Here is a 23,934-nt window from a genome sequence, read left to right on the forward strand (position 1 = left end):
AAAAATTACTCCTGTTCAGTCTTTGAATCTATGAGATACCGGGCATAGCTTATTGGTGTGGTATATGTTGCTTTCCAAACATCCAGCATTTTGGCCTTACCAAAGGTAATTCTTAAATCGCGTCCATTACATTCTATAAACATTGGAAAACCATCTTCTGTTATGCCAATATCCAAACCCACATCTGCCAGGCTAGGGAACTGAATGGCTAATTCCTTTACTGCTTTAATGGAGAAATCTTCAATATTCTTATAGACATTGTCATAATCCAGGCCAGGAGAGCCACCTACTAATTCTCGAAGAGATTTACACGTTCCACCCTTTGCCACATTGGTCACGTAACTTCCTAGTTTAGCTACCTTTCCAACGATTCCTGTTACCTGCCATTCTCCTGAGCCGTTTTTTTGCACCGATACACGTAAATCAAACGGACTGCCTTGATACTTAGCTAGCGGGATACGCTGTTGAATCAAATAATATTTGTTAGCTGCCCTTTTCCGGAGGATTCCCGGTAATTCACTCGTAAAAAACTCCTTATTTTGATTGTGGTTAACTGTCCAAACTTCATTGTCTGTTCTCTCGACCATCATCACCCCGCCGCCAAGGCTTCCGCTATTAGGCTTAATGATCAGCTCAGTATGTTTTTCCATCATCTCTTTAAGATTTTCTATACTTGCTCTTTTAGTTTCAGGTAAATGGGGACGTAATTCTTCATTTTGTATTAGAATTTCATGAACAGTCATTTTGCTATAACGATTCCAGCTGTTGAAAATCGTAAAACCTGCATTTTGAAGATTTAGCAGTTTAACCTTTGCTTGTTTCGTAAAAAAAAGACCTCGATTATGAATGACGGAAGGAATAGGAATATTTCTCAATTTGTATCTGCCATTCGTTTCTTTCACTAAGGCCTGAATCCATTCCGAATCTGGTGATACATCCCCTAACCGAAAAAAACATGGAATTAGATCAAATCTTTTACCTGCCTCTTCATAAAAAGCCACGCGTTCAAAATAGGAATAGCCCCGTTTAATTCCGCTGTACACCAATCCATCAACTAAGATTCCAATATATGAGTTTCCCAATTTATCAAACCTCCACGGTTGTCAATCTACCTTGTTATGTTGTAGCGTTAAAATCCAGCTAATTTCTTTGCATATTCGAAAGGTGTCGTATAGAGTGTACGAAGCAGCTTGCGATTTTTCAGCTTTACGAGACTTTGATATCCGAAATCTTTATTAATCTCCAAGATCCATACGCGCTGATTAGCGTCCACAATTACATCTATTGCAACATCGCCGTATTTCCCAAACTTCTTATCTAATTCTTCACATACACCAATGCACTGTTTATAAATCTCACCTTGAATTTTTATAGCATCGGCATCGTCCGCATTAAAGATTGTTTTAATGGATTCAAGACCTGGCAGCAATTTTTCTGTAAAGTATAAATTTGTTACAACCGAACCCTTTTTGGCTAATCGGCCAATCATTCCTTGACAAACCCATTTCCCCTTTTTATTCTTTTGGGCATATACTCTAAAATCAACCTGTTGATTATTAGCCCTAGATTCAATGCCCTGTTGAATAATATAATTTTTACGTTTACATTTATTTAGAAATTTATTTAACTGTTCACCTTTCGCAAGAGAAAAAACCTTTTGCCTTCTATCCATAAATTGATAATTCTCTTGTTCGTCCAAAGTCACTTTATAGATTCCGATCCCTTGACGTCCATTTGAAGGCTTAATATAAACAAAATGGTGGTGTTTAATTAACCTGTTTAATTGCTCCTCGGTATCAAGCATTTCAGAATAAGGGAAATATTTTTGGAAATTTTTATCCCGTTGGGTCATTTTGGCAATATCGGCTTTTAGAAAAAAGAAAGAATTAATAATTCGATCCCCGATTGATGAAATCAAATCATTGTACCGATACCCATCAATAGGCTTTTTTTTATATACTGCATTCGGATAAGGAAACACACCGTAAATCCATCTAGTTATAGAGTTTATACCATTGGGATTATAATAATAACCTTCAATGGTTTTCGTAGATGGATTGATCCCGCTTGCGGCACAAATAAATATGAGCCCATTAACCTTATGGTATTTTGCAAAACGGAGTTTATATAATTCCAGATTTTTTGGTGACATATTTTTCTTACCACGATAGGCCACAAATGCTATTACCGGTCCTATTGTTAGATATCGATTCTTTACAACAATTTCATAGGAAAGCTCTTCTGGAAGTGTAAAGGATTGTTTTAATTCTTCTGGCAGACCAATCGTATCCTCAGGTAATTCGTCGTTAATTCTAACAAACATTTCTCTTATCCAGGCTCCGATTCTTATGATCAGTTTTGAAGAATTAATATTATAAACTTCTGCAAGTTTCATAGAAAATTCAATCGTGTTTGGTTCAGTTTTGTGGAGAATTTTTATCATAATTCACCTTCTTTTTATCGGCTTACTGTAACGTTAATCTGGGTTAACATATTCCTGAAAATTATCGGTAAATGCAATTCGTTTTGAGGTTTGATTGAAGTAATTTGTTGAAGGATTCCATGTGTGCGAATCATCACTATGTCTAATATAGGCAAAATTAAATCTGCTCGTTGAATAAATGCGGTAGCCTTTCGCCCTGCACCTTTGTGTAAAGCTCAATCCCTCACCAACATTTTTATTCGGAAAGGGTACTTTTTCCATTACCTCTTTTTTTGCCAAAATCGTTCCACCTTGAAGAATTGATACTCGCTTGTGTTCTCTTTTTGGAAAGCGGATCCTTAGCTCTTTCGTTAGAGAATTATACATATAGCAAGTGCGCTTTCCCACTACATCAGCATTTTCTTTTTCAAACGTGTTCATAGCTTCTGTTAAAAACAATGGACCATAATAGTCATCATCATCAAATTTCGCGACATAGCCATATTTTGCTTTGTTTACCCCAAAGTTCAGACACCTTCCTAGAGTAATATGATCTGAAAGTTGAAAAACGGAAACTTGGTTATACTTTTTTGCATATTCTCCCCACTCAAGTAGATTCATTGAGTCATTATTTAAAATAATGATCAATTCTTTTTCTTGCCAGATTTGATTTCCATAGCTTGAAAAAACATTCTCGATGTAATTAAGTCTGTTTGTTACTGTTACAATCGATACTCCCTTGATCTTATTTTGTTGTGTTTCATCATGCAAATATGCTCCCAACCTTTCTGAATGGAAATTTCTCATATATCCTATTCAATTAATTGAAACATGCTTAGGTATTAAACTAAATATCTTGATTACATGCAGGGATTTGTATTTACCTTTTTACCACTGGCTGGAAACAAAGAAAGGTAGATCTCGTCCAAATTCTTCCTTTAAAAACAGATAGTTTTCCCGATTGGTAAAATATTCGGTTTCTTTTCAAAAATTCTTTATTTTAAAGTATTTATAAAACCTATCTTCAAGGTTTTCAGGAATGACATTAAAAATTTTTGGAGATACCTTACTGCTTAATTTCCTTTTTATTATGCTATTGTTATCTCCATGAAAGAGAACCCAAGTAACAAATGGAAAATCCACCATTCTATAGTTTTTATTTTTTAGGAATAGTGTAACCTTATGATGAGGCCAAATTGCCCATTTAAATTTTGTTTTCGCAACATCTTTTATTCTTAAGGACCTAGGAAAATCTTTATTGGAAAAATAAAATACGGCACTACTTCCGCAGCCTATAAAAAAACGATCCTTTACCCATATTTGATTATTTTTCAAATTAGCCATACATCCCTTGTTTAAAATAAACGCAGTTGAAATAGGGGCTGTCCGAATATATTCAACAAATCTATAGTGTATCCAATCATCCGCATCGAGTGGCATAAAGTATCCTGCAAACCCTGTTTTCCTTAAATAGGCGCCAATAACTCTACGTTTACGAAATTTATCGATACTATATTGACTAATATATTTTGGGCGTGAGAATGAAACAGATAACCATGTAACACGCTCATGATTAATTTCTTCTATATTTGGTTTCTCATGTCCCGCAATTATTATCCGAAAGTTCTGGTCAGTGTTGTTTAATATTGATCTCAGTGTTCTTGATAAATTGTTCTGAACTGTAGTCCAATTGCGAGATACTTTTTTACTTTTTAGAGAAATACCAAAGGCAACTTCTAATTCATTTGGTTTTGTACTTTCATAAGCTTTATTTCCCTCAATATAATCATCAACTCGATCCAATCTTTCTATAAGTGAGGTAAAGGTGTCTGAAGTTTTGCTTAAATCCTCTTCCAAATATTCGGCCATCAAGGCTTTATAATTATGGTGCTTCACACTTTCATTAATTGTTTTTGCAATCTTCGAAGGTCTCTTGGTTCTTTTAATTTTTTTTCTTTTTTGTTTAAATTTCTTTTTTAAAGTGATCCCTCTTTTCATTTTTCTACCGTCCCTTTGAACTTATTTATGTGATATTAAAGATTACTACAAACCATTCCAATATTCTTCAATTCTTTAAATCAATCCCATGGTCTCTTATATACTATTCTTTTAAAAATATATTGGTTTGGTTTTTCATCAAAATCTTTTTAGATTATTGACCATTTTTTTAATATTTTTTGTCTTAAATCATATAAAAAAATACTATTCGGTAGGACATTGTCCATTCCATCAAAACTTATTGTGAATATGATAATGCAGGATAATTTAATAGGATCCTTAAGAGGGAGAAGGCTTTTTTTAGCCGATAGGAAAGTTTACCTTTCCTATCAGGCATAAGTGCAACTACGCCTCTGTCTTCGCCTCTGTCTTCGCCTAACGGCGAGTTTTCTTTAAAATAATGAGCTATTTAAGGTAAAGGAGGAAGATGATGTTAAATAATGTATCTGTTTTGATCCCTTACAAACGGGACAATGGTTTAAGAGATAGAATATTTAAATGGGTTAAGACTTTCTATGAAACCATGATGCCTGAAGTGGAATTGTGTATTGGTGAAACCCTTATTGAACCTTTTAATCGTTCCCAAGCCATTAACATCGCAGCTAAACAAGCTACAAGGGATGTTTTTGTTATTGCAGATGCTGATGTCTTTTATGACCCCCAAATTTTAGTGCAAGGGATTAAGTTACTTGATCAACATGCTTGGGTCATTCCTTACTTCACATGGCAAGATCTATCAAAATCAAGTTCTGAAAAACTTCTAGTTCATTCTCCCCAATGGCCTTTACCATTTAAAGTTAAATATAAAGAACGAAAATTTAAGAAGTCTAAACCAATTAGTGGAGTGATCATTGTTACTAGAGAAAACTTTAACATGGTAAAGGGATTTGATGAAAGGTTTGTAGGATGGGGGAAAGAGGATAATGCATTTAAAGATGCAATGAATACTGTATGTGGACCTTATATAAGGCCAAGAGATACCTCAATCTATCATATATGGCATCCAAAAGTTGGATCTCGTGGCAATCCTAACATTGTTAATAATATTAAGTTATATAACCGTTATGCTAAAAAAAGAGGAAATATAGAAGAAATGAAAAAGTTGATTAATAAGCGTGATCAAGAATAGAGAGTTTTTATTGTATGATGAACGATTATCTGCGAGCTTTTGATTAGTACTATATGAGACTCTTTCATCAAATTAAATCTCTAAACCAAGGAATAGGCCCCCAAAAGATTATCATTTGTGGGCCTTATAATTGCCAACTCTAGCATGGTCTCATCTAACGCTGAAAAGTGTACTGCCATTCTAATCCGTATCATAATATTTATTCACATGCGCTTTAAAGTCATTTGTTGTTCTAATCCTTACAGATGTCGCCTTTAAATACTGTAATTTAGGTTTCCAAGTATGGGTTCCATCACCTCTTCTAATATAAGTATAATTATATCGACTAGTTGAATAAATTTTAAAGCCTTGTTGCCTGCAGCGATATAAAAAATTTACATCCTCCCCTAATGAAATATTTGCAAATCTAACTTTACTGACCACTTCTTTCTTTGCCATAATGGTTCCACCATGAACTTTCGATATAAACCTGTGTTCCCTTCTTGGAAAACGGAGTCTTAGTTCTTTCGTTAGGGAATTGTACATATAATAAGTTCGTTTTCCCACTACATCAGCATTCTTTTTATTAAAAATGTTCATTGCCTCTGTTAAATAGAATGGTCCATAATAATCGTCATCATCAAATTTCGCAATATATTCATACTTCGCTCTATTTACCCCAAAGTTCAGGCATTCACCTAAGGAAACGCTTTGAGGAAGTTGATATACAGTTACATGTTCGGTTTGTTCTGCCTTATTTACCCAATCTTCAAGTATTAAAGAATCCTTATTTAATATAATAATTAATTCTTTCGTTTCCCAATTCTGGTTCTCAAAATTCGAAAAGATATTTTCTAAGAAACCTTCTTTATTGGTAGAAACGATAATCGAAACACCCTTATTTTCTTCAGGCAATATCTATCCACCCTTTCTGTAAAATATTTCCTGAGATAATCAATGTGCCCGATATTTCCATTTACCCTTGCCCAACAATGACATGTGTGTAACTATTCTATTCGGTATCAAAATATTTATTTACATACTGTTTATAATCATCAGTAAATCTAATCCCTTTAGATGTCCTTATTAATTTCTTTGGTTTAGGTTCCCAAGTATGGGTTCCGTCACCTCTTCTAATATAGGTATAATTGTACCGACTGGTTGAATATATTTTAAACCCCTGTTGCATGCTCCGGTTAAAAAAATCGATGTCTTCTCTTAATGATATATTTGCAAATCTGACTTTACTGAACACTTCTTTCTTTGCAATAATGGTTCCGCCTCGAATTCTTTCTACCCACCTTTCCTCATTATCGGGAAAGTGAAGTCTCAGTTGTTTTGATTTTAAATTGTAAATAAAAGCAGTACGTTTACCAACTATATCGGCATTCGTTCTCTCAAATGCCCTTATTGCCTCTGTTAAATACGATGGTCCATAATAATCGTCATCATCAAATTTTGCAATATATTCATATTTTGCTTGATCAATTCCAAAATTCAGACAAGCCCCTAAGGAAAGTTGTTCCGGCAGCTGATATACAGTTACATATTCGGTTTGTTCTGCCCTATTTACCCAATCTTCAAGTTTTAAAGAATCATTATTTAGGATGATAATTAATTCCTTCGTATCCCAATTCAGATTCTCAAAATTCGACAAAATATTTTCTAAGAAGCCTTCTTTATTCGTTGAAACGATAATTGAAACACCTTTATTTTCTTTCGTCATACCTATTCACCTTCGCTGTAAAAGATTTCTAGAGATAGTCCTAGTGCTCAACATTTCCATTTACGCCATCAAATTAGACAACCCTATAGTAAAAGGATATTCACTTTCATAAAAAAGGTTTGGGGTAATATGCCATATCCTAAAGAGCCGTTATTTTTATTAAACAGCTCTTTTTAATTATAAATTTTTTAATCCATTGATTAAGATTTCAATCACCTCGGGTCGACTAAACTCCGGAGGCGGCGTAATCCCATTACGGAGCATTTCTCGAACCTTTGTACCTGATAAATGTAAATGGTCAGTTTTTCCATGAGGGCACGTTTTACTAGAAGCCATACTTTTACATTTTGTACAATAAAAGCTATGTTCAAAGGAAAGAATCATGATGCCAATCTCTTCAAAGCTAAATTGTTTAAAGATTTTTTGTGCATCATAGGTTCCGTAATAATTACCAACTCCAGCATGGTCTCGTCCAACAATGAAATGTGTACAGCCATAATTTTTTCGAACAAGAGCGTGGAAGATAGCTTCTTTTGGCCCAGCGTACCTCATAGATGCGAGAAATACCCCTAAATAGACACGGTCATTCGGGTAATAGTTTTTTAATAAAGCTTCATAACTTTTCATTCGAATAGCCGCTGGAATATCATCCGATTTAGTTTCGCCGACTAAGGGATTTAGAAACAAGCCGTCAACGATTTCTAATGCGGTCTTTTGGATATACTCATGAGCTCTGTGAACAGGATTTCTCGTTTGAAATCCTACAACAGTGTTCCAATTCTTTTTTTCAAATTCTTTTCGTATTTTCAAGGGCGTTTTATAGTAGGGGCTAAAATCAGGATCTTTTGGCGGGATTTTTGTTAAAATGATTGGTCCTGCTGCATAAACATTGGGACGCTCAAAAAGTTTTTTGACACCAGGGTGATCGGGGGCGGTCGTTTGATACACTTTTTCTGCTTCCTCTTTTTTACTGGGTGTATAAAGTTCTTCTAGTTCTAATACTCCATAAGTATCATTTTTAAACGTTAGCTTCACCTTTTCCCCTATCCTTAGCTTCTGTGCAGTTTCTTCAGAAACGGGGAGAGTAATCGGGATACTCCAAACAAGCCGGTTTGCTAATCTAATATTCTCTATAACAGATTCATAGTCTTCTTTTCCTAGAAAGCCAACTAGTGGACTGTATGCTCCATTTGCGATTAACTCTAAATCAGATAGTGCCATTGCATCCATTTCAATCTCAGATGAAATAGTAGAAAAATTGTAATTTAAGTCTACTCTATTAATTAACTTACCGCCGTGAGGAATACTTAATGTCAAAATCAATCACTCCTTTGTATTTAATACAAGACCAGCTTTATCGAAAAGGTATGAAATGAGAATTTCAACTGATTCATCAATTGATAATTTATTTGTATCAATAACGATTTCTGGATTTCTTGGTTCTTCATAAGGCTGATCAACTCCAGTAAATTGGGTTATTTCTCCTTTTCTAGCCTTTTTATAAAGTCCTTTCGGGTCTCTGTTTTCACACTCCTCAAGGGAACATTTGATGTATACTTCAATAAATTCACCTTGTTTAAAAAGTGCTCTCGCATTTAACCTATCTTTTTCAAATGGAGAAATGACTGCAGCAAGTACAACGATTCCAGCATCTACAAACAGTTTACTTATTTCAGCTGTTCTTCTTATGTTTTCTTGCCTATCCTCAGCAGTAAATGAGAGATTCTTATTTATGCCATAACGGAGATTATCTCCATCCAATAAATAAACATTAATGTATTTTTGGAATAATTTATGCTGAAGAGCATTGGCAATGGTTGACTTTCCTGATCCTGATAGTCCCGTAAACCAAATCATTATACTTTTATGACCGTGTTGTTTTTCTCGATCTTCTTTTTTGATTGCTGATTGATGCCAGAAAACATTATTCTTTGGCTTACCATTATTATTCAAAATGCTACTCTCCTTTCTAATTGTTTTCCCTATTCGTTAAAAAACCGTAGTTTATAAATTAAAGGAACCAAGTTAACAATTCAGTGTATGAATAGATTGAAACAATGGAAACGGCATTTATATAAAACAAGCACAAGCCCAGGATAAATTATTAAGTTAATATAATTTTAAATTGCCAGCTAATGAGATACTGGTATTACTTATCTGTTATGGAAAGTGCATTTAAATTATTTTTACTATATTTATTCTTTATATTGTTTTTTCAGCAAAATAACTAGTCCATCTTAACGTACATTTACATATTCTGTAATAAGAAATAAGAAATCACCACATATGACAGTATATTTATTCAAATAAAGAATGATAGGGGAGTGAAAATGGAAATAGGAATTATTATTCTGGGGGTGTTTGTTGGTTTTCTTGTTGGTTTGACTGGAGTAGGAGGTGCATCACTTTTAACTCCACTATTAATGCTAATAGGGATAAACCCTGTCATAGCTGTTGGAACCGACCTATTCTATAATTCTATAACAAAATTTTTTGGAACAATCCAGCATTGGAGACATAAGACGATTAATGGCCGGTTAGTTTTATATTTTTCTTTTGGCAGTATTCCAGGAGCAGTAATCGCAATCGTGTTACTAAAGGTTTTTGACATTTATTTTCAAAATCTAGAACTGATTATTAAACATTCCATAGGGTATGTTCTGATCTTTGTTGCCGCTGCAATGATTTTTCAGAACTTTTTTAGTAATCGCTTTGAAACTAAACCTGGAGATACAGATGCTATAAAGGGGAAAAAAGGGCTAACCATTCTGATTGGTTTCTTTTTAGGATTTATTGTAGGTCTAACATCAATTGGGGCAGGCTCCTTATTTGCACTTGCATTGTTGTACATTTATCGAATAAAAACATCGAGTGTTGTTGGCACAGATATTGCTCATGCCTTTGGCTTGGTTACTGTGGCTGGAATCCTGCATGCAGGTCTTGGTAATGTCGATTATCTCTTGGCAGTTAATCTGTTAATAGGTTCAATACCCGGAGTTATTTTAGGTAGTAATCTTTCCACAAAAGTACCTGCAAAACCGCTTAGATTCATTTTGGCAGTGATTTTATTTATTAGCGGCATAAAAATACTATTCTAGTTGAAAAAGGGCTGGCATTTCCTTCTATTAAGGATATCAGCATCAAAAAGAAATTTTCAAAAGAAAGGGGAAAAATAAGAATTGATAATTTCACATAAATATAAATTTATTTTTTTGAAAACAGTAAAAACAGCTGGGACAAGCATCGAAATTTCATTGTCAAGATATTGTGGTGAAAATGACATTATCACTCCTATATCACCAGTGGATGAAAAGATTAGGGCTAAATTCGGTAAATATCCCCAAAACTATAAAGTCGATGGAAAAAAAATCTCTAAGCACGCGTCTGCAAGAAAAATAAAGGATTTGGTAGGAGAAGAAATATGGAACACTTATTATAAGTTTTGTTTTGATCGAAACCCTTGGGACAAATTAATTTCTTCTTATTATTATTTTGTGAAAAACCCCAAAAAAGTAAGCTTTGATAAATTTCTAAAAGAGGGAGGATACAATAGAGCTCATAATTTCCATAAATATACAACAAATAATGAGCCAGTTGTTAACTACCTCGGGAAATATGAAAATCTAGAAAGTGATTTAAAATTTATTTGTGAACAAATTGGTCTTCCTTGGGATGGTTGGCTGCCAAAGGCAAAAGGTAATTTCAGGAAAAACAAAAAACATTATAGTACACATTATAATGATCAACAAAAAGAAAATGTTCAAAAGTACTTTAAAAAAGAAATTGATTTATTGGGGTACAAATTCCAAAAACCTCAAACCGAAAGAGAATGAAACAGGAAAATGGTAAAAGATTTAATTCAATAAGTTTATTTGTGGAGGAACATTGTTACGGACTTTTTATCCCCACTGCCAAAAGATTTTCATTATTGAAAGCTTCCAACAAATTTACACAAAGAGGCTGAAACGCCTCTTTTTATATTCCTAGTTTTTCCCTCCTCAATTTAAGAAAAACCGCCTTCTATACAGAAGCACGGTTACATTCTTTTCATTAGCAATCCCAATTAAACTTAACCCCTAAATAATCCTCCAATTCCTCATTATACGGTTTAAAGTATTGAATTAATCTTTCCCTCATATGCTTCTCCATTTTAGGGTATCGATAACTACGGTTCTTCGTGTACTTATATTTCCATTCAGATATGTCTAAAAATTGACAAACTTGATTTATTCCTTTTATTGGATCACGGTAGTAATTTTCACTGTGTATAATCAAAATCTGTTCTTTTGGAAAAAAGTTCATCCATCTTTTCAATTGTTCTACATATTTTCCTCTTGCTAAATAGGTTCTATTATTATATTTTTGGATATTTCCGTCTCCCTCCTGATTAATAGCTTTCTCAAAAGTCAATTTTTCCACACCCCTCCTTTTTAAATGGTGATAGTGAGAAAATGCTCTATCAACGGGATTTCTTAACAATACAATTAGCTTTACATCCGGCATGGCATTAAATACCCTTTCTGGAACATCTGGTATGAAGAGATATCTTGGTGATGCTTCACCTGTTATTAAATCTTGTTTATTTTGTAGTTTACTATGAAGTAAAGGGAACTGGCTTGTGTACCAATCTAAACCTTTTCTAAATTCCTTCTCTACATCGAAAAAATGAAGCTCTTTCGTTTTCGCACTTACAATTGATGGATGTTTAACCAGATTTTGATAAAGTGTAGTCGTTCCACATTTCATCGCACCAATAATTACGAAATCAGGCATGTTTTTATGAGAATCTGGGAGTTGCTGTTTATTTTTCTCCAATTGTTATCCTCCTATAATCATTCTCCATTCTTAGATGGGATTAAAATAGTATATGAAATGCTATTAATTAAGGGCTGAGTATTTGCGGAGTTAAAATAGAAATGGACGAAATATTGCCAAAACTGAGGTATATTATCCTTTATAATTGACCTATTCCGCTGAGAGAATGCTTCATATAATAATAAAAAAGGAGAGAATTTGATTGGAGATTAAGAAAATCCTTGAGAATGGTTATTTTGATTTGCATTTGCATACAACCGCTTCAGATGGCAGCTTTTCCCCGAGCGAAGTTGTAAAAATGGCAGCGCAAAAAGGATTAGTTACTATTGCCATAACAGATCATGATACAACAGATGGAATTCAAGAGGCATTACAAACGGCAAGAACATTGAATGTAACAGTTATCCAAGGTATTGAATTAAGCACGAAGTATAAGGGAAAAAACATTGATATTTTAGGTTATTATATTCATGAATCAATTGAGTTATCCGGTGTTTTACAAAAAATGAGAGAACATCGTTTTAATCGCTCTCAATTGATTGTAAATAAGTTTTGCGAATTGGGGATGGCAATTACATTAGATGATGTTCAAAAATACAGTAAGGGCGACGTGATTGCCCGCCCTCATATTGCAAAAGCAGTGGTCGATAAAGGATATGCTAAAAATACCCAAGAAGTATTTGATCTTTATTTAGGAGATGGAAAACCATGTGCAGCGGATAAGATGGTTCTCTCTCCAAATGAGGGAATAACCTTGATCCATAACGCTGGCGGGATAGCTGTTTTAGCACATCCTTTACTTATTCAAGATAATTCATTAGTAGAGGAATTAATGCAGCTTTCATTTGATGGAATTGAAGTTTGGCATCGTAAACATCGCAAAGAAGACATCATCCGATATAAAAATCTAGCAAAAAAGTATAACATCCTAATGACAGGCGGATCAGACTTTCATAATGAAGAGCATACGATTGGGGAATTTGGATTCGAACTCTAATGAAAAAGAGCTGTTACTCTATAAGACAGCTCTTTTCTTTTATGAATTTTTTCAATCCCTTGAATAAGATTTCGATTACTTCAGGGCACATAAACTCTGGAGGTGAGATATCCCATTACGGAGGAAGTAAAGGCTTGGAAGGGCCATTTTTAAGTAAGATAACTAGTCCGACTTAACGTACATCTACATATACTGTAACTAGAAATATGAAATCACCACTAAAGTTTAACTTGTTATTATTCACTTTTCTACAGTCATACCAACAAGGAGGCACAAAAAAATGACTGATTTCAAAAAAGATGTAATTTTGACGGGAATTCCAAGAGGAGGTACTACATTATCGGCGGCTTTATTGGATAATTTAAAAAATGCGGTTTGTTTAAGTGAGCCGAGGTGGCAATCACCTTGGTTTAAAAACTTCAAAGATGTTAATAAGGTGACAGAATTTGTAATGAATGATTATAAAAATATCCGCAACAAAATTAGAGATAATAAACCTATTAAAGATATCCGCAACAAAGATGGCACCCCGCTTACAAACTATTATTCGGAAAGAAGAAAGGGGAGGCGGTTCAACGTTCGAAAACATGGAGCGTTTACCTTCGAAATAGAAAATGAAAACTTTTTGTTAGCTATGAAGCACAATGAACATTATACGGGCATCCTCCCTCAATTATTAGAAACCGGTGTATTTTCTATCATTGCGATTGTAAGACACCCCGTTCCAACAATCTTGTCTTGGAAGTCATTAAATCTTTATATTAGTAATGGCCGGATGCCGTATGCAGAGCCATTTTGGAAAGAACTTCGGGAAATAACCTGCTCAAGTGATAAATCACTTCTCACTTTTGTTAAAATTTACGATTTATTTTGTCAGCGCTACTTATCATTTAGTAATGAGATTCATCTTTTGAAATATGAGAAAATCATTAAAAACCCGCAAGTTTTTGAAGAACTTACTGGTCTAACTTATAAAAATAAAGTTGAACTATCAAGTCGAAACCAAAGTAAAAACTATAATTTTGCCTTAGCTGAGGATATAAAAAATTTAATTACTATTCATGCCCCCAATGCATTAAAGCTTTATCAAATGGATGACGAATCTATTAGTTAGATCTCTATTTACAAAATATTAAAATGACTCCCTTATTACTCTGGAGTCATTTGTTATTTCAATTAATTTTTTTGTAATCAGTAAGCAAAAAACACCTTAATTGCCCATCGCAATATACTTTGCAAACAATACCGGATTCGATTTAACGGAATAATACATTTTACGATCTTTTATAAATAACGGAAAGTCGTGATCCGGCCTCTTATTCATTTCAATGACCCAAACCTTACCATCTTTATCAATACCAATATCTATCCCTAAATCAGCGTAACCACCTGCAATTTCGTCTACTGTACAAGCCATTTTTCTACAAATGGAGATAATTTCTTGATATTTCTTAAACGCTGTTAATTCGTCATAGCCAAACTGGGTCATTAACGCTAACGTTCCCTCCATGGCAAAGCCATTTGCTTTAAAATTAGAAGAAATGGCATTTGTATTTCCAAATCTCGCGATAATTCCTGTACATTGCCAATGACCTGTTCCATCTTTTTGTAGGATGACCCGGTAATCAACTTTTCGTTCCTCAAAGGTATGAAGGTGGATCGGCTGCTGCAATAAATAATACGAGTGCTTTGAAAGGAATGTAATCATTTGTTCGCTTGATAATTGTCGAATATTGTCCTGATAGTTTTCGAGAATGACATATTGATTTTTATGTTTTTCTATATAATAAATCCCTTTTCCCCTTGAACCATTTTTAGGCTTTAAATAGACACCGTTATATTTATCAATGAATAAATTTAGATTGGTTAATGTCACTTTATTTGTCGTTTCAGCAAGATGCTTCCTTAGTTCCTCATATGGCGACAGCCAGTTCCAAAACTGCCATTTATCAAAATATTGAGCATTAAAAAAGCCTGCCCCTATTTTTTCACTAAGTTCGGTTAACGTTTTTTGCGATAGTTCAACCCTTCTAAAAACTGCCTTGGGAAAAGGCAATTCTGCTTTTCTCCAGTTCTCAGGTGTAGAAGGATCAAATACATAACCGGTAATTTTTTCGTTGGTAAAATCAATTTGTTGTTCACAAAAAACAAATAAAATTCCATTTATTTGTTCGTACAACATCGTATAAATTAAATAATGCTGCATATATTTTTGTAATCTGACATCAGATTTTGCCAATAACAATCCAATGATCGGTCCAAGCATTAATTCATTGTTTGAATAAACCATTTCGTATTTTACATCGGTATCAATTAAGAGCTCGGATCTTACATTCTTACTAACTAAAATCTTGCTATCGTGATTAGAATGTAGTGTATGAATCGTTACTGGTTTCTTTCTCTTTCCAAAAGATAGTGTAACAGTTTGCTTATTTTCAATTCCGAAAGATTCTGCAGTTGACTCAGGTAAGAATAGTGAATTACTAGATAAATCTTCTGCATTTACTTCATAAAGCATCCCTTTTTTCACCCCCAAAGCAAGCTAACCATTTAGCATAATGGAATGGAGCTGATTTAGTTTTATAGTATAGCTGAAAATCATTAGCGTCCAAAGCAATCGTCATATCCGGGTTACGATTGTTAATTTCAATCACCCAAAGATGATGGTTTTCATCAATCCCTATGTCTATACCGATATAGCCTAGGTGCAGCCCTTTACTTTCCAATACCTTACAACATGTAAGAGCTAACTTCTCTATTTCCATATATTTTTTAAAGGCCTGCTTAGAGTCCCCCTGATACATTTCCACGAGAGCCTGCCAGCCTTTTTCCGCTGAACCGCCGCTTGATATATTGCTGACTATACTATCTATATCCCCAAACTTTGTTACCATACCTGAAACAGACCAAGCTCCATTTTGATCTTTTACAACAATGACCCGATTATCCATAACGCGGTTATTATTTCGGAGTAAAGGGATCTTCTGTTGAACAATATAATTCTGTAAGTTTAGTTCTGATTGCAAATATAGTTGAACCGCTTCCCAGTTATCCAATATTGTCTTAATATTTTTGTCCTTAACACGATAGCTTAATGTATACTCCTTACCAACCATTGAAAGCTGAAAGATTCCTGTCCCTTGCATACCTGCCCTAGGCTTAATAAAGGTTTTCTGATAAACATCCATTAACTTTTTAACTTCTTCCATATTTTCTGCCAAAACGGTTTCGGGCAGGTTTTGCTTTAATTGTTCACTTTTAGAAAACCATTCCCACATTTCCCATTTATTAAAAACATGTGAATTAAAAAAGTTATTTCCAATTAATTTTTGTAATTTTTTTCGTGACGATTCTTTAATGGATTTTCTAAGAAAAACTGCTGAAGGAAAAGGAAATATCCCTTCTACCCACTCCTTATTAATTGGATTATACGCATAACCATTAATCAGCTTTTTCTTATAATTGATTCCATCGGAAGTAAAGAGGACAATAAGGCCATTGACGTGTTGGTAATCAATTAAATAATTCTTGTAAATCTTAATTCTAGGTAAATTCATTTCAGCGATTTTACCGCGAACCAACATACCCAAAATTGGTCCAATAAACAAGATGTCATCTTGAATTTTTATTTCATATTCGATAAATTCCGGAAGTGACATATCTTTTACTAAATCAGAAGAAATATAGATACATCGATCATGGTCATTATGGTGTGAAAGGACAGCCTTTTTCTGTATAACCCCAATTCTTATCGTAATAGCCTGCTTTCCCCGCAATGACAATTTGTCTAATTCAGTAAACGGAATAGAAATAGTTGAGCTAGTCGTGGGAATTGTTTGGATGAAAAATTTCATCTATAGTCCCCTCCCCTGTTTCCGTTACGGCAAATCCTTGTAAGTGGACAGCATAAATAAGAGGCTGATAGCGGATCTTTAAATACCTATTATAGTCCATAGCTTTAAAGCCTTTAAAGCTGGGAAAAATGTTTGCCTCAATAATCCACGGATAGCCCTCTTTATCTAGACCAATATCTAACCCGTACTCCGCATAATGTTCATCTTTTTTATCCATTAAATCGCAGAATTCTTTACATACTTTTAAAATATTTTTTTCAACCTTTTCAATGGTCAGATGATTACCTGCTTTCGAGATCACTTCTTCCAAGGTTATTGCCTCGCCGCCTCTGGCAATATTCGTTAAGACTTCGTTTTCACCAGCGACCCTGCATTCAATACCCGTACAAATCCAATGCTCCTTATCATATTTTTGCATCACTACCCTAACATCAAACGGGCGATTATTAATCTTTAAAAGTGGAATATAGGTTTGATACAAATACTTGTCATGTAAAACATTTAAATCCTTTAGTATTTCCTTTAAACCCTTTGCATCAGGAATGTGGTGCTGGAGTCGAAATCCCTTTCTATGGTCATGAAGGACATAACCTTTGCGTTCGCCTAAACCCTTTTCAATTAAAAAAATGCCACGTCCGCGGGATAGACTTACCGGCTTTAAAATAACCTTTTTCTTTTTATTTACAAATTCAATTAATTCATTCGTATTTTTAAAAAGATGAGTATCCGGCAAATGTTTATTTATTTTCTTATCATTTTGCAGCAGTAAAAGATCTGACTTTTTATAGTGATGAGAGTTGAATAGCTTTTCATCTGTTAGTTCGATTAATTGTTTAATCCACACCGGCTTCTGATGGAAATTTCGACGATATATTGCATCAGGTATTGGCGCAGTTCCATATTCCCAATGTTTTTGTTTGGGATTATAAATCATTCCGTAAGCTATTTTTTCCTCCCAATCAACGGAACGAGAGGAAAAGGCAATCACTAAACCGCCGAAATTTTCATATATCCCTAGTCGATCTGAGAACTTTTCCATATATGCAGGATTATAAATCTGATTTTTTTCTCCTAATAGTAAACCAATAGTTGGTCCGATAATAACTTTGTCTGTGGAAACCTTTAGTTGATAAACCATGTCTTGTGGTATGTGCAACTTTGCTAACAGGGAACTAGAGATTAATATTTCAATAGGGGAATAATAAGTGTTGTATTTTAACAGAACCCCCCCCTCTATATCTATCTTACATGGCTGTTCTTTGATGCCAAATTGGAGTGCGTTAAGCTCGCTGATTGAAGAGTGTATTAACCCGCCAGGCAATTTAATTGTCATCTCTTCAGCTTCAAAGGGTATAAGTTTTACCCAAATGCGCAAATCATCTTTATTTAAATGCTTTATTTTTTTCTTTTCTTTAACCGAACCTGAGGAATTTTCCTTTCCATTTAATGAAGATTTTGGTTGATTTTTTTTGTCTGATCCATTTGGAATAGCATTTTGTTGAATCATTTCCTTTGCGCCCTTTAATGAGCTTTCGAAGATTTTCTGACAAAGCTGCTGATTCCAAGCAAAAAGGTCTTTCAAAATAATATTAAAAGAACAAGTGGAATCGATATAAATTTGCCCATTGCTATTGATTGAAAAAAGCAGTCCGATCTCATAAATCCCAGGATAATAAAAATGAATGATTTTCAACAGTTTTTTACTATGGTCATATAGAATTTCCTGTATTTCCTTAGGCTTTTGCGGCTGATTTTCTAGTAAAGAAGAGGCTTCCACCAAAAGGTGTTTTTTTTCACTTGAGTCCTTTACATAAATAATTGGAATTTCCCATTCCTTATTCGGACTTTTTTGCCCCAAAACGTAAAATGTCAAAGGAGCATTATTTTGATCATTTTCTTTTCCGTTTTTAAGATACTTGTTTAATTCCGATTGTGCCTGAATTAATTCAAATAAGTTTTTTTTCTTTATGATATGGTGCTCATTTATTACCTGAAATTTAGGATGGTTTGATAACTCCCTTAATAGTTTAATATACTTTTTTTGATAAAATTTTGTTGGATTATAAATAATCGATGGAATATCAATTGTGTGTTTTTTTATACCTGAATCTTTTTCAATTTCAATTGCTTTCGTTTTTAATAATTGTAACGAAACATGTTGAAGCGTGAAATAAACAATTTTCAGGCTGAGCTCTTCCCCTTTTACGGCAAACAGATGCCAAATTCCGTCATCATTGTGTTTTTTACGTCTTAAATGATTCCATTCTCTAATGGACAGTAAAACCCCTATGGTTTCCATCTGCTAATCTCCGTCCTCCTAACAAACCGCCTTTGTGACCTTTATCCTACTTTATATTCAATACCAAATAATTTGTATAGGCTATAAACTGCCTTGATGGTGCATTGGGAATTTTTAAAAAAATTATCCTTTTTGGTACCATCTAATTGTTTTGTAGGAGCCATCCTTTAGTAGCTTAAACATGAAAATAGAAGGTGATAAGTTTGCTTCTATAATCCAAATTTTACCTTCCCGATCAATCCCCAAATCAATGCCGTAAGCACGAATATTGGGATAAGATTTTGCTAATTGTTCAGCAACTATCAGGGAAACCTGGTCTAACTCCGTTACTATATTGTTAGTTTGCTCATTATTTAGTGTTGATCTTTGCATGGCCTCTTCCACGGATAATATCGCCTTTGCAGCATTCGTTATAACATAATTATTGGCCGCAACCTTTGCCAATTTCCCGGTTACGACCCAATCTGAAGATTTTCTTTTTCGTTGTACCATTACGCGCATATCAAAAGGATTATTATTTATGGTGGCAAGGGGAATTTTTTTCTGTACGATATAGCGGGGTCTTTTCCTTGAAAAGTGGTTCTCTTTTAGATAGGAATAGGTGTCCTCTTTTCCATTTAAAATATTTTTTTTGTATTCTTTATGAAGTTCAATGTGATCATTTTCTAAAGCTGATAGTTGGACCACTCCAAGTCCTTGATAACCAAAGCATGGCTTTAATATGATCTGGTTGTGTTTCTCTAACATTTCCCACAACGTCTCTTCTGTAAAGTATTGGGTTTCAGGCAGATAGCCTAAAAGCCGCTCATCGAGGGACATTAATTTATGTTTTGTATGTTTCCCATACGAAACTCTCATCATACTACTCCTTTCTATATTTCTTATGGTTGCTGTTAGTTACTCATTTATATAGTATGAAAGATTCGTAACTTGGCTTGTACCTCATACCCCAAAATGGGTTATTTTGTTTTTTTACCATTTATACAAAAAAGAGCAACATTAGGTCTTTAGCTTATTTCTTTAACAACCTTTTTAGGACTTGCGTACATTGTATTAACTTAAAAGAAAGGGCCTAATTTAATTTGGGAGTAAGAATCAATGAGTGCTGCTGTTCTTGCGAAGATTTATTCTCTGGTATTGCAGTAGGCCAAGAAGTTCAGGTTCAATCAAACGGTAATACAACCGCGAACGGGCATTTTTCAAGAATTCTCGGAAATGTAGTTATTTTAGACGAAGGTGTTAAAAACCAAGAAGTAAGAATTTGCTGTGCAAACATATTCTCTGTTACACCTAGGCAGACAACTTAATGCTGCTTCTCCTAATGAATCCTTTCTAAAGGATTTCTGGAATAGAAAGACTGCTTCCTACTAACCAACGGAGCAGTCTTTTTTAAGCAAGGAAACATTGACCAAACAAACCAACATATATAAAGTAGCAGCAACAGACAGGAGGTAAATCATATGAAAAGCAGCTTTAATAACTGGAATTACAGGGCAGGACGGGGTCTATCTGGCCGAACTTGGGACCTACAATGAGATTAAGGATTGGAGCGGTATGGACCTCTAAATAATTGAAACAAAAAAGTCTGCCAGACAAGATATTCCACCCTTGGAATGTCTTGTCTGGCTTATTTTTATTAATTCCGCCCCCCTTTTTTTGATACTTGGAAGTTCTAGACCACCAATCGAATTTGATTTCCCGACGGATCATTCGTTACATAATAATCCGCTTCTTGCTTTAACGGGGCACCAAGTTGCTGCAGCTGCTTTATCACGTTCTCTCTTTCTGTTTCGTTAGGGAAAACAAGTGAGTACCAATTTAAACCAACACTATTTTTCGGAGGGGTCGGTGCTCCCACTCCCTGCCAAGTGTTGATGGCAATGTGATGATGGTAACTTCCCGTTGACAAAAATGCTGCTTGCGGATAGTAACTGACAACGTCAAACCCAAGCCCTTTTGTGTAAAATTCTTCTGCTTTTTGAAGATCGCCTACGTGAAGATGAATATGACCCATGACTGTCCCAGAATGAAGGCCGTTCCATTCCGCATCACTTTCCGCAAGAATACCTTCTGCATCCAGCTGTTCGGTTGCCATTTCAACTAAATTATTTTTCCAGGTCCACTCTGCAGAGGGGCGGTCCCGGTAGACTTCGATTCCATTGCCGTCGGGATCATTAAGGTACATCGCCTCGCTCACATAATGGTCCGCTGCCCCTAGTGGATAACCCGTCTGAAGCAAGTGCCTTAAAAAGACAGATAAATCAGCTCGTGATGGCAGCAAAATCGCAAAATGGTACAAACCAGACATATTTCCTGCCTTCGGAATCACATCAGCAGGCTGTTCAAGCATTAATAGCGGTGTTTTCCCGTCCGTCGTTAAGACCGCTTTACTTTCTGTTTGCTCCAATACTTGGAAACCTATGATATTTTGATAAAAGGTCACTGAATTATCTAGGTTTTTAACTTTAATATTAACCTCTCCGACATATACACTTGGTTTTTGATGAAAATTCTCCATTCTATTCAATTCCCCCACTGTTTTTTTAGAAGCTGCATTTATTAATCCTAATTCTAATATGGATTTTATCTCTTCATTCATTCATACACTGACAATTTTCTATAAAAACGTAGGAAAAACTCCTGCTGTTCATCTCCATTTATAGTGTACCTTGCATTTATCTTGATTTCAAGTATTTTTAATTTAAAGTATTTTAATAACTACACACAGTCTTTACACTCTTTTTACAGTAGGTTAAGAAAAAATCCATTATTTCCTAATAAAATAAAGTAAATAAATTCATTGGGAGGGATTGGATGAAGGTAACTGTTGCTGGAGCGGGATATGTAGGATTGGTCACTAGTGCTTGTTTAGCTGAATTAGGGCATCAGGTGACGTGCATTGACATTCAAAAAGAGAAAATTAACATGCTCCAATGCGGCCATTCACCTATTTATGAGCCGGGATTAGAGGCTATTTTAGAAAAAAATCTGTGTAACAAGCAGCTGCATTTTACCACGTCTCCTCATCAGGCCTATTCAGGAGCTGATATTATTTTCATTGCAGTCGGGACACCCGAAAACCATGATGGTTCAGCAGACCTAAAATACATACATGTGGTTTCCCATACAATCGCTCACTACATCGAGCAGGATGTGATTGTTTGTACGAAAAGCACGGTTCCAGTAGGTACGAATGAGCTTATTCAACAAATTATTGAAAGCAGAAAACCTCCTAACCTCCAAGTAGAAGTGGTTGCCAATCCAGAATTTCTTCGCGAGGGGGCCGCGATTCATGATTTTTTCCATGGAGACCGAATTGTGATTGGCACCAATCATTCTGAAACGGCAGCTTTTATGGAACAATTTTATCTGCCATTGAAAATTCCGATTATGAAAACCGACATCAGAAGTGCAGAAATGATTAAATACGCTGCCAATGCCTTTTTAGCAACAAAAATTAGTTTTATCAATGAAATGGCCAACATTTGCAAAAATGTCGGGGCCAGCATTGAGGAAGTAGCTTATGGAATTGGTCAAGATAAACGGATTGGCCACCACTTTCTTAAAGCAGGAATTGGATATGGAGGCTCTTGTTTTCCTAAAGATACAAAAGCACTTGTTCAGCTTAGCGGGGATTTCAAGCAACGTTATGAATTGCTTGAAGCAGTCATTAACGTTAATAACCGTCAACAATCGCTGCCTGTTTTGAAAGCGAAGGAAACGATTGGTTCGTTACAAGGGAAAAAAATCGCCTTACTCGGGTTAGCGTTTAAAGCAGATACAGATGATGTTCGGGAGTCGGCTGCTATTACAATTATAAAAGAATTGCTTGAGGCAGGCGCAGTTGTTACCGCTTATGACCCTATTGCCATCCCAAATGCCAGAAGGATCATAGGGAACGCCATAGAGTATACCGAAGAAATTCGGCAGGCACTCCTAAATGCAGACCTTGCCCTCATCGCCACAGACTGGGACCAAATCAAGCATCTCCCATTGGAGGTATATCTAACCCATATGAAGGAGCCGATTGTAATTGATGGCCGAAATTGTTATCCACTTCAAGAAATTAGGCAGTATCCGATTATTTATCGATCAATAGGAAGACCTGACCTTCCGAACACAAATGATACGTTTGAATGAAATATTTTTAAAGGGGAAGCGATCATGATGAGATGGATCCATGCATTTTATGGCTTCGAATGCCGGGTGTTGCTACAGGTAAACCGCCATTTTGATAAAAAACTGTTAAATCTTTTTTTCCGTACAGTAACACATCTTGGAGGAGCTGACATTACCATTGCAGCCACTTTTCTCCTTATACTCTTATCATCAGGTGAGCCCAGACTAACAGCAATCGCCAGCGCTCTTGCGCTATCAGCCAGTCATATACCTGTCCAAATCATCAAGCATCTGTTTCCACGAAAAAGACCTTATTTGATGATAGAAAAAACAAAGTTTCCTGCTAACCCATTACAAGATCATTCTTTCCCATCGGGTCATACAACAGCAATCTTTTCTGTTGTGACCCCTTATGTCCTATTCAACCCGCAATTGGCATTTGTTCTCATTCCTTTAGGGGTTTGTGTGGGAATATCCAGAATTTATTTAGGACTTCATTATCCTTCAGATGTCCTTGCAGGAGGAATCCTTGGTACCATTACTGGGATTGTATGCTTTTGTTTATTATGTCTGTAAGAGATTCGGTTAGGAGGGAT

At 35.1% G+C, this 23,934-nt stretch carries 22 protein-coding genes; 8 read left to right on the forward strand and 14 right to left on the reverse strand.

Going from position 1 to position 23,934, the window contains the following annotated elements; all coding sequences use genetic code 11:
• Positions 1-5: 5 nt before the first annotated feature.
• From V7150_RS02005 to V7150_RS02020, 4 genes are all read right to left on the reverse strand, one after another.
• Entirely contained in the window at positions 6-1,082 is a 1,077-nt protein-coding gene (locus V7150_RS02005) for a YheC/YheD family endospore coat-associated protein (RefSeq protein WP_335513118.1), read from the reverse strand.
• 47 nt (positions 1,083-1,129) lie between these two features.
• Positions 1,130-2,443: a YheC/YheD family endospore coat-associated protein gene (locus V7150_RS02010; protein WP_335513120.1), complete on the reverse strand. Its 1,314-nt coding sequence runs from the start codon at positions 2,441-2,443 to the stop codon at positions 1,130-1,132.
• 33 nt (positions 2,444-2,476) lie between these two features.
• Complete coding sequence (locus V7150_RS02015) at positions 2,477-3,205, reverse strand: glycosyltransferase family 2 protein (RefSeq protein ID WP_335513122.1); 729 nt, start codon at positions 3,203-3,205, stop codon at positions 2,477-2,479.
• A 201-nt stretch (positions 3,206-3,406) separates the two neighbouring features.
• Positions 3,407-4,420: a hypothetical protein gene (locus V7150_RS02020; RefSeq protein WP_335513124.1), complete on the reverse strand. Its 1,014-nt coding sequence runs from the start codon at positions 4,418-4,420 to the stop codon at positions 3,407-3,409.
• Positions 4,421-4,850: 430 nt separating this feature from the next.
• Here V7150_RS02020 and V7150_RS02025 point away from each other — a divergent pair, with 430 nt between their 5' ends.
• Complete coding sequence (locus tag V7150_RS02025) at positions 4,851-5,549, forward strand: glycosyltransferase family 2 protein (RefSeq protein ID WP_335513126.1); 699 nt, start codon at positions 4,851-4,853, stop codon at positions 5,547-5,549.
• A gap of 180 nt (positions 5,550-5,729) precedes the next feature.
• Here V7150_RS02025 and V7150_RS02030 read toward each other — a convergent pair whose 3' ends face one another.
• From V7150_RS02030 to cysC, 4 genes are all read right to left on the reverse strand, one after another.
• Positions 5,730-6,443, reverse strand: a complete 714-nt coding sequence (locus V7150_RS02030) for a glycosyltransferase family 2 protein (protein WP_335513127.1) — start codon at positions 6,441-6,443, stop codon at positions 5,730-5,732.
• 97 nt (positions 6,444-6,540) lie between these two features.
• Positions 6,541-7,254 (reverse strand): glycosyltransferase, encoded by a 714-nt coding sequence (locus V7150_RS02035; protein WP_335513129.1) that lies wholly within the window; start codon positions 7,252-7,254, stop codon positions 6,541-6,543.
• Positions 7,255-7,431: 177 nt separating this feature from the next.
• On the reverse strand, positions 7,432-8,571 hold the full coding sequence (gene sat / locus V7150_RS02040) for a sulfate adenylyltransferase (protein ID WP_335513131.1): 1,140 nt from the start codon (positions 8,569-8,571) through the stop codon (positions 7,432-7,434).
• A 6-nt stretch (positions 8,572-8,577) separates the two neighbouring features.
• Entirely contained in the window at positions 8,578-9,207 is a 630-nt protein-coding gene (gene cysC / locus V7150_RS02045) for an adenylyl-sulfate kinase (RefSeq protein ID WP_335513133.1), read from the reverse strand.
• Between the two features lie 377 nt (positions 9,208-9,584).
• On the opposite strand from cysC, the gene V7150_RS02050 reads away from it, so the two are divergent.
• Both V7150_RS02050 and V7150_RS02055 read left to right on the forward strand, forming a co-directional pair.
• Positions 9,585-10,352, forward strand: coding sequence for a sulfite exporter TauE/SafE family protein (locus tag V7150_RS02050; protein ID WP_335513135.1), 768 nt, complete (start codon positions 9,585-9,587; stop codon positions 10,350-10,352).
• Positions 10,353-10,433: 81 nt separating this feature from the next.
• Positions 10,434-11,087 (forward strand): sulfotransferase family 2 domain-containing protein, encoded by a 654-nt coding sequence (locus V7150_RS02055; protein WP_335513137.1) that lies wholly within the window; start codon positions 10,434-10,436, stop codon positions 11,085-11,087.
• A gap of 217 nt (positions 11,088-11,304) precedes the next feature.
• Here the strand turns inward: V7150_RS02055 and V7150_RS02060 are convergent, their stop codons facing one another.
• Complete coding sequence (locus V7150_RS02060; protein ID WP_335513139.1) at positions 11,305-12,069, reverse strand: sulfotransferase domain-containing protein; 765 nt, start codon at positions 12,067-12,069, stop codon at positions 11,305-11,307.
• Positions 12,070-12,271: 202 nt separating this feature from the next.
• Between V7150_RS02060 and V7150_RS02065 the strand changes: the two genes are divergently transcribed.
• The gene (locus tag V7150_RS02065) at positions 12,272-13,066 is read left to right on the forward strand and encodes a PHP domain-containing protein (protein ID WP_335513141.1); all 795 of its coding nucleotides are present in this window, start codon (positions 12,272-12,274) and stop codon (positions 13,064-13,066) included.
• A gap of 280 nt (positions 13,067-13,346) precedes the next feature.
• Positions 13,347-14,180 carry a sulfotransferase gene (locus tag V7150_RS02070; RefSeq protein ID WP_335513142.1) on the forward strand — a complete coding sequence of 278 codons (834 nt, stop codon included), beginning with the start codon at positions 13,347-13,349 and terminating at the stop codon, positions 14,178-14,180.
• A 96-nt stretch (positions 14,181-14,276) separates the two neighbouring features.
• Here the strand turns inward: V7150_RS02070 and V7150_RS02075 are convergent, their stop codons facing one another.
• The 4 genes from V7150_RS02075 to V7150_RS02090 form a co-directional block, all read right to left on the reverse strand.
• On the reverse strand, positions 14,277-15,584 hold the full coding sequence (locus tag V7150_RS02075) for a YheC/YheD family endospore coat-associated protein (RefSeq protein ID WP_335513144.1): 1,308 nt from the start codon (positions 15,582-15,584) through the stop codon (positions 14,277-14,279).
• Entirely contained in the window at positions 15,574-16,920 is a 1,347-nt protein-coding gene (locus V7150_RS02080) for a YheC/YheD family endospore coat-associated protein (protein WP_335513146.1), read from the reverse strand. Before V7150_RS02080 ends, V7150_RS02075 begins: the two co-directional genes overlap by 11 nt.
• Positions 16,886-19,219, reverse strand: coding sequence for a YheC/YheD family endospore coat-associated protein (locus tag V7150_RS02085; RefSeq protein WP_335513148.1), 2,334 nt, complete (start codon positions 19,217-19,219; stop codon positions 16,886-16,888). Before V7150_RS02085 ends, V7150_RS02080 begins: the two co-directional genes overlap by 35 nt.
• A gap of 123 nt (positions 19,220-19,342) precedes the next feature.
• A complete protein-coding gene (locus V7150_RS02090; RefSeq protein ID WP_335513149.1) occupies positions 19,343-20,077 on the reverse strand; it encodes a YheC/YheD family protein in 735 nt (244 codons plus the stop codon).
• Between the two features lie 224 nt (positions 20,078-20,301).
• On the opposite strand from V7150_RS02090, the gene V7150_RS02095 reads away from it, so the two are divergent.
• Entirely contained in the window at positions 20,302-20,526 is a 225-nt protein-coding gene (locus V7150_RS02095; RefSeq protein WP_335513151.1) for a hypothetical protein, read from the forward strand.
• 365 nt (positions 20,527-20,891) lie between these two features.
• On the opposite strand, the gene V7150_RS02100 is transcribed toward V7150_RS02095, so the two are convergent.
• Complete coding sequence (locus V7150_RS02100) at positions 20,892-21,737, reverse strand: VOC family protein (protein WP_335513224.1); 846 nt, start codon at positions 21,735-21,737, stop codon at positions 20,892-20,894.
• A gap of 296 nt (positions 21,738-22,033) precedes the next feature.
• Between V7150_RS02100 and V7150_RS02105 the strand changes: the two genes are divergently transcribed.
• Both V7150_RS02105 and V7150_RS02110 read left to right on the forward strand, forming a co-directional pair.
• Positions 22,034-23,359: a UDP-glucose dehydrogenase family protein gene (locus V7150_RS02105; protein WP_335513153.1), complete on the forward strand. Its 1,326-nt coding sequence runs from the start codon at positions 22,034-22,036 to the stop codon at positions 23,357-23,359.
• A 24-nt stretch (positions 23,360-23,383) separates the two neighbouring features.
• Positions 23,384-23,914 carry a phosphatase PAP2 family protein gene (locus V7150_RS02110; protein WP_335513154.1) on the forward strand — a complete coding sequence of 177 codons (531 nt, stop codon included), beginning with the start codon at positions 23,384-23,386 and terminating at the stop codon, positions 23,912-23,914.
• Positions 23,915-23,934 lie beyond the last annotated feature (20 nt).

The organism is Neobacillus drentensis (genome assembly GCF_036965245.1).
Lineage (GTDB): Bacteria > Bacillota > Bacilli > Bacillales > Cytobacillaceae > Neobacillus > Neobacillus drentensis_G.

Bases quoted from the DNA above. Each gene is read 5' to 3' on its own strand.
- V7150_RS02050 (WP_335513135.1), top strand. From the start codon at position 9,585: ATGGAAATAGGAATTATTATTCTGGGGGTGTTTGTTGGTTTTCTTGTT.
- V7150_RS02025 (WP_335513126.1), top strand. From the start codon at position 4,851: ATGTTAAATAATGTATCTGTTTTGATCCCTTACAAACGGGACAATGGT.
- V7150_RS02010 (WP_335513120.1), bottom strand. From the start codon at position 2,443: ATGATAAAAATTCTCCACAAAACTGAACCAAACACGATTGAATTTTCT.
- V7150_RS02090 (WP_335513149.1), bottom strand. From the start codon at position 20,077: ATGAGAGTTTCGTATGGGAAACATACAAAACATAAATTAATGTCCCTC.
- V7150_RS02035 (WP_335513129.1), bottom strand. From the start codon at position 7,254: ATGACGAAAGAAAATAAAGGTGTTTCAATTATCGTTTCAACGAATAAA.
- V7150_RS02100 (WP_335513224.1), bottom strand. From the start codon at position 21,737: ATGGAGAATTTTCATCAAAAACCAAGTGTATATGTCGGAGAGGTTAAT.
- V7150_RS02020 (WP_335513124.1), bottom strand. From the start codon at position 4,420: ATGAAAAGAGGGATCACTTTAAAAAAGAAATTTAAACAAAAAAGAAAA.
- V7150_RS02110 (WP_335513154.1), top strand. From the start codon at position 23,384: ATGATGAGATGGATCCATGCATTTTATGGCTTCGAATGCCGGGTGTTG.
- V7150_RS02080 (WP_335513146.1), bottom strand. From the start codon at position 16,920: ATGAAATTTTTCATCCAAACAATTCCCACGACTAGCTCAACTATTTCT.
- V7150_RS02085 (WP_335513148.1), bottom strand. From the start codon at position 19,219: ATGGAAACCATAGGGGTTTTACTGTCCATTAGAGAATGGAATCATTTA.
- V7150_RS02070 (WP_335513142.1), top strand. From the start codon at position 13,347: ATGACTGATTTCAAAAAAGATGTAATTTTGACGGGAATTCCAAGAGGA.
- V7150_RS02105 (WP_335513153.1), top strand. From the start codon at position 22,034: ATGAAGGTAACTGTTGCTGGAGCGGGATATGTAGGATTGGTCACTAGT.
- V7150_RS02075 (WP_335513144.1), bottom strand. From the start codon at position 15,584: ATGCTTTATGAAGTAAATGCAGAAGATTTATCTAGTAATTCACTATTC.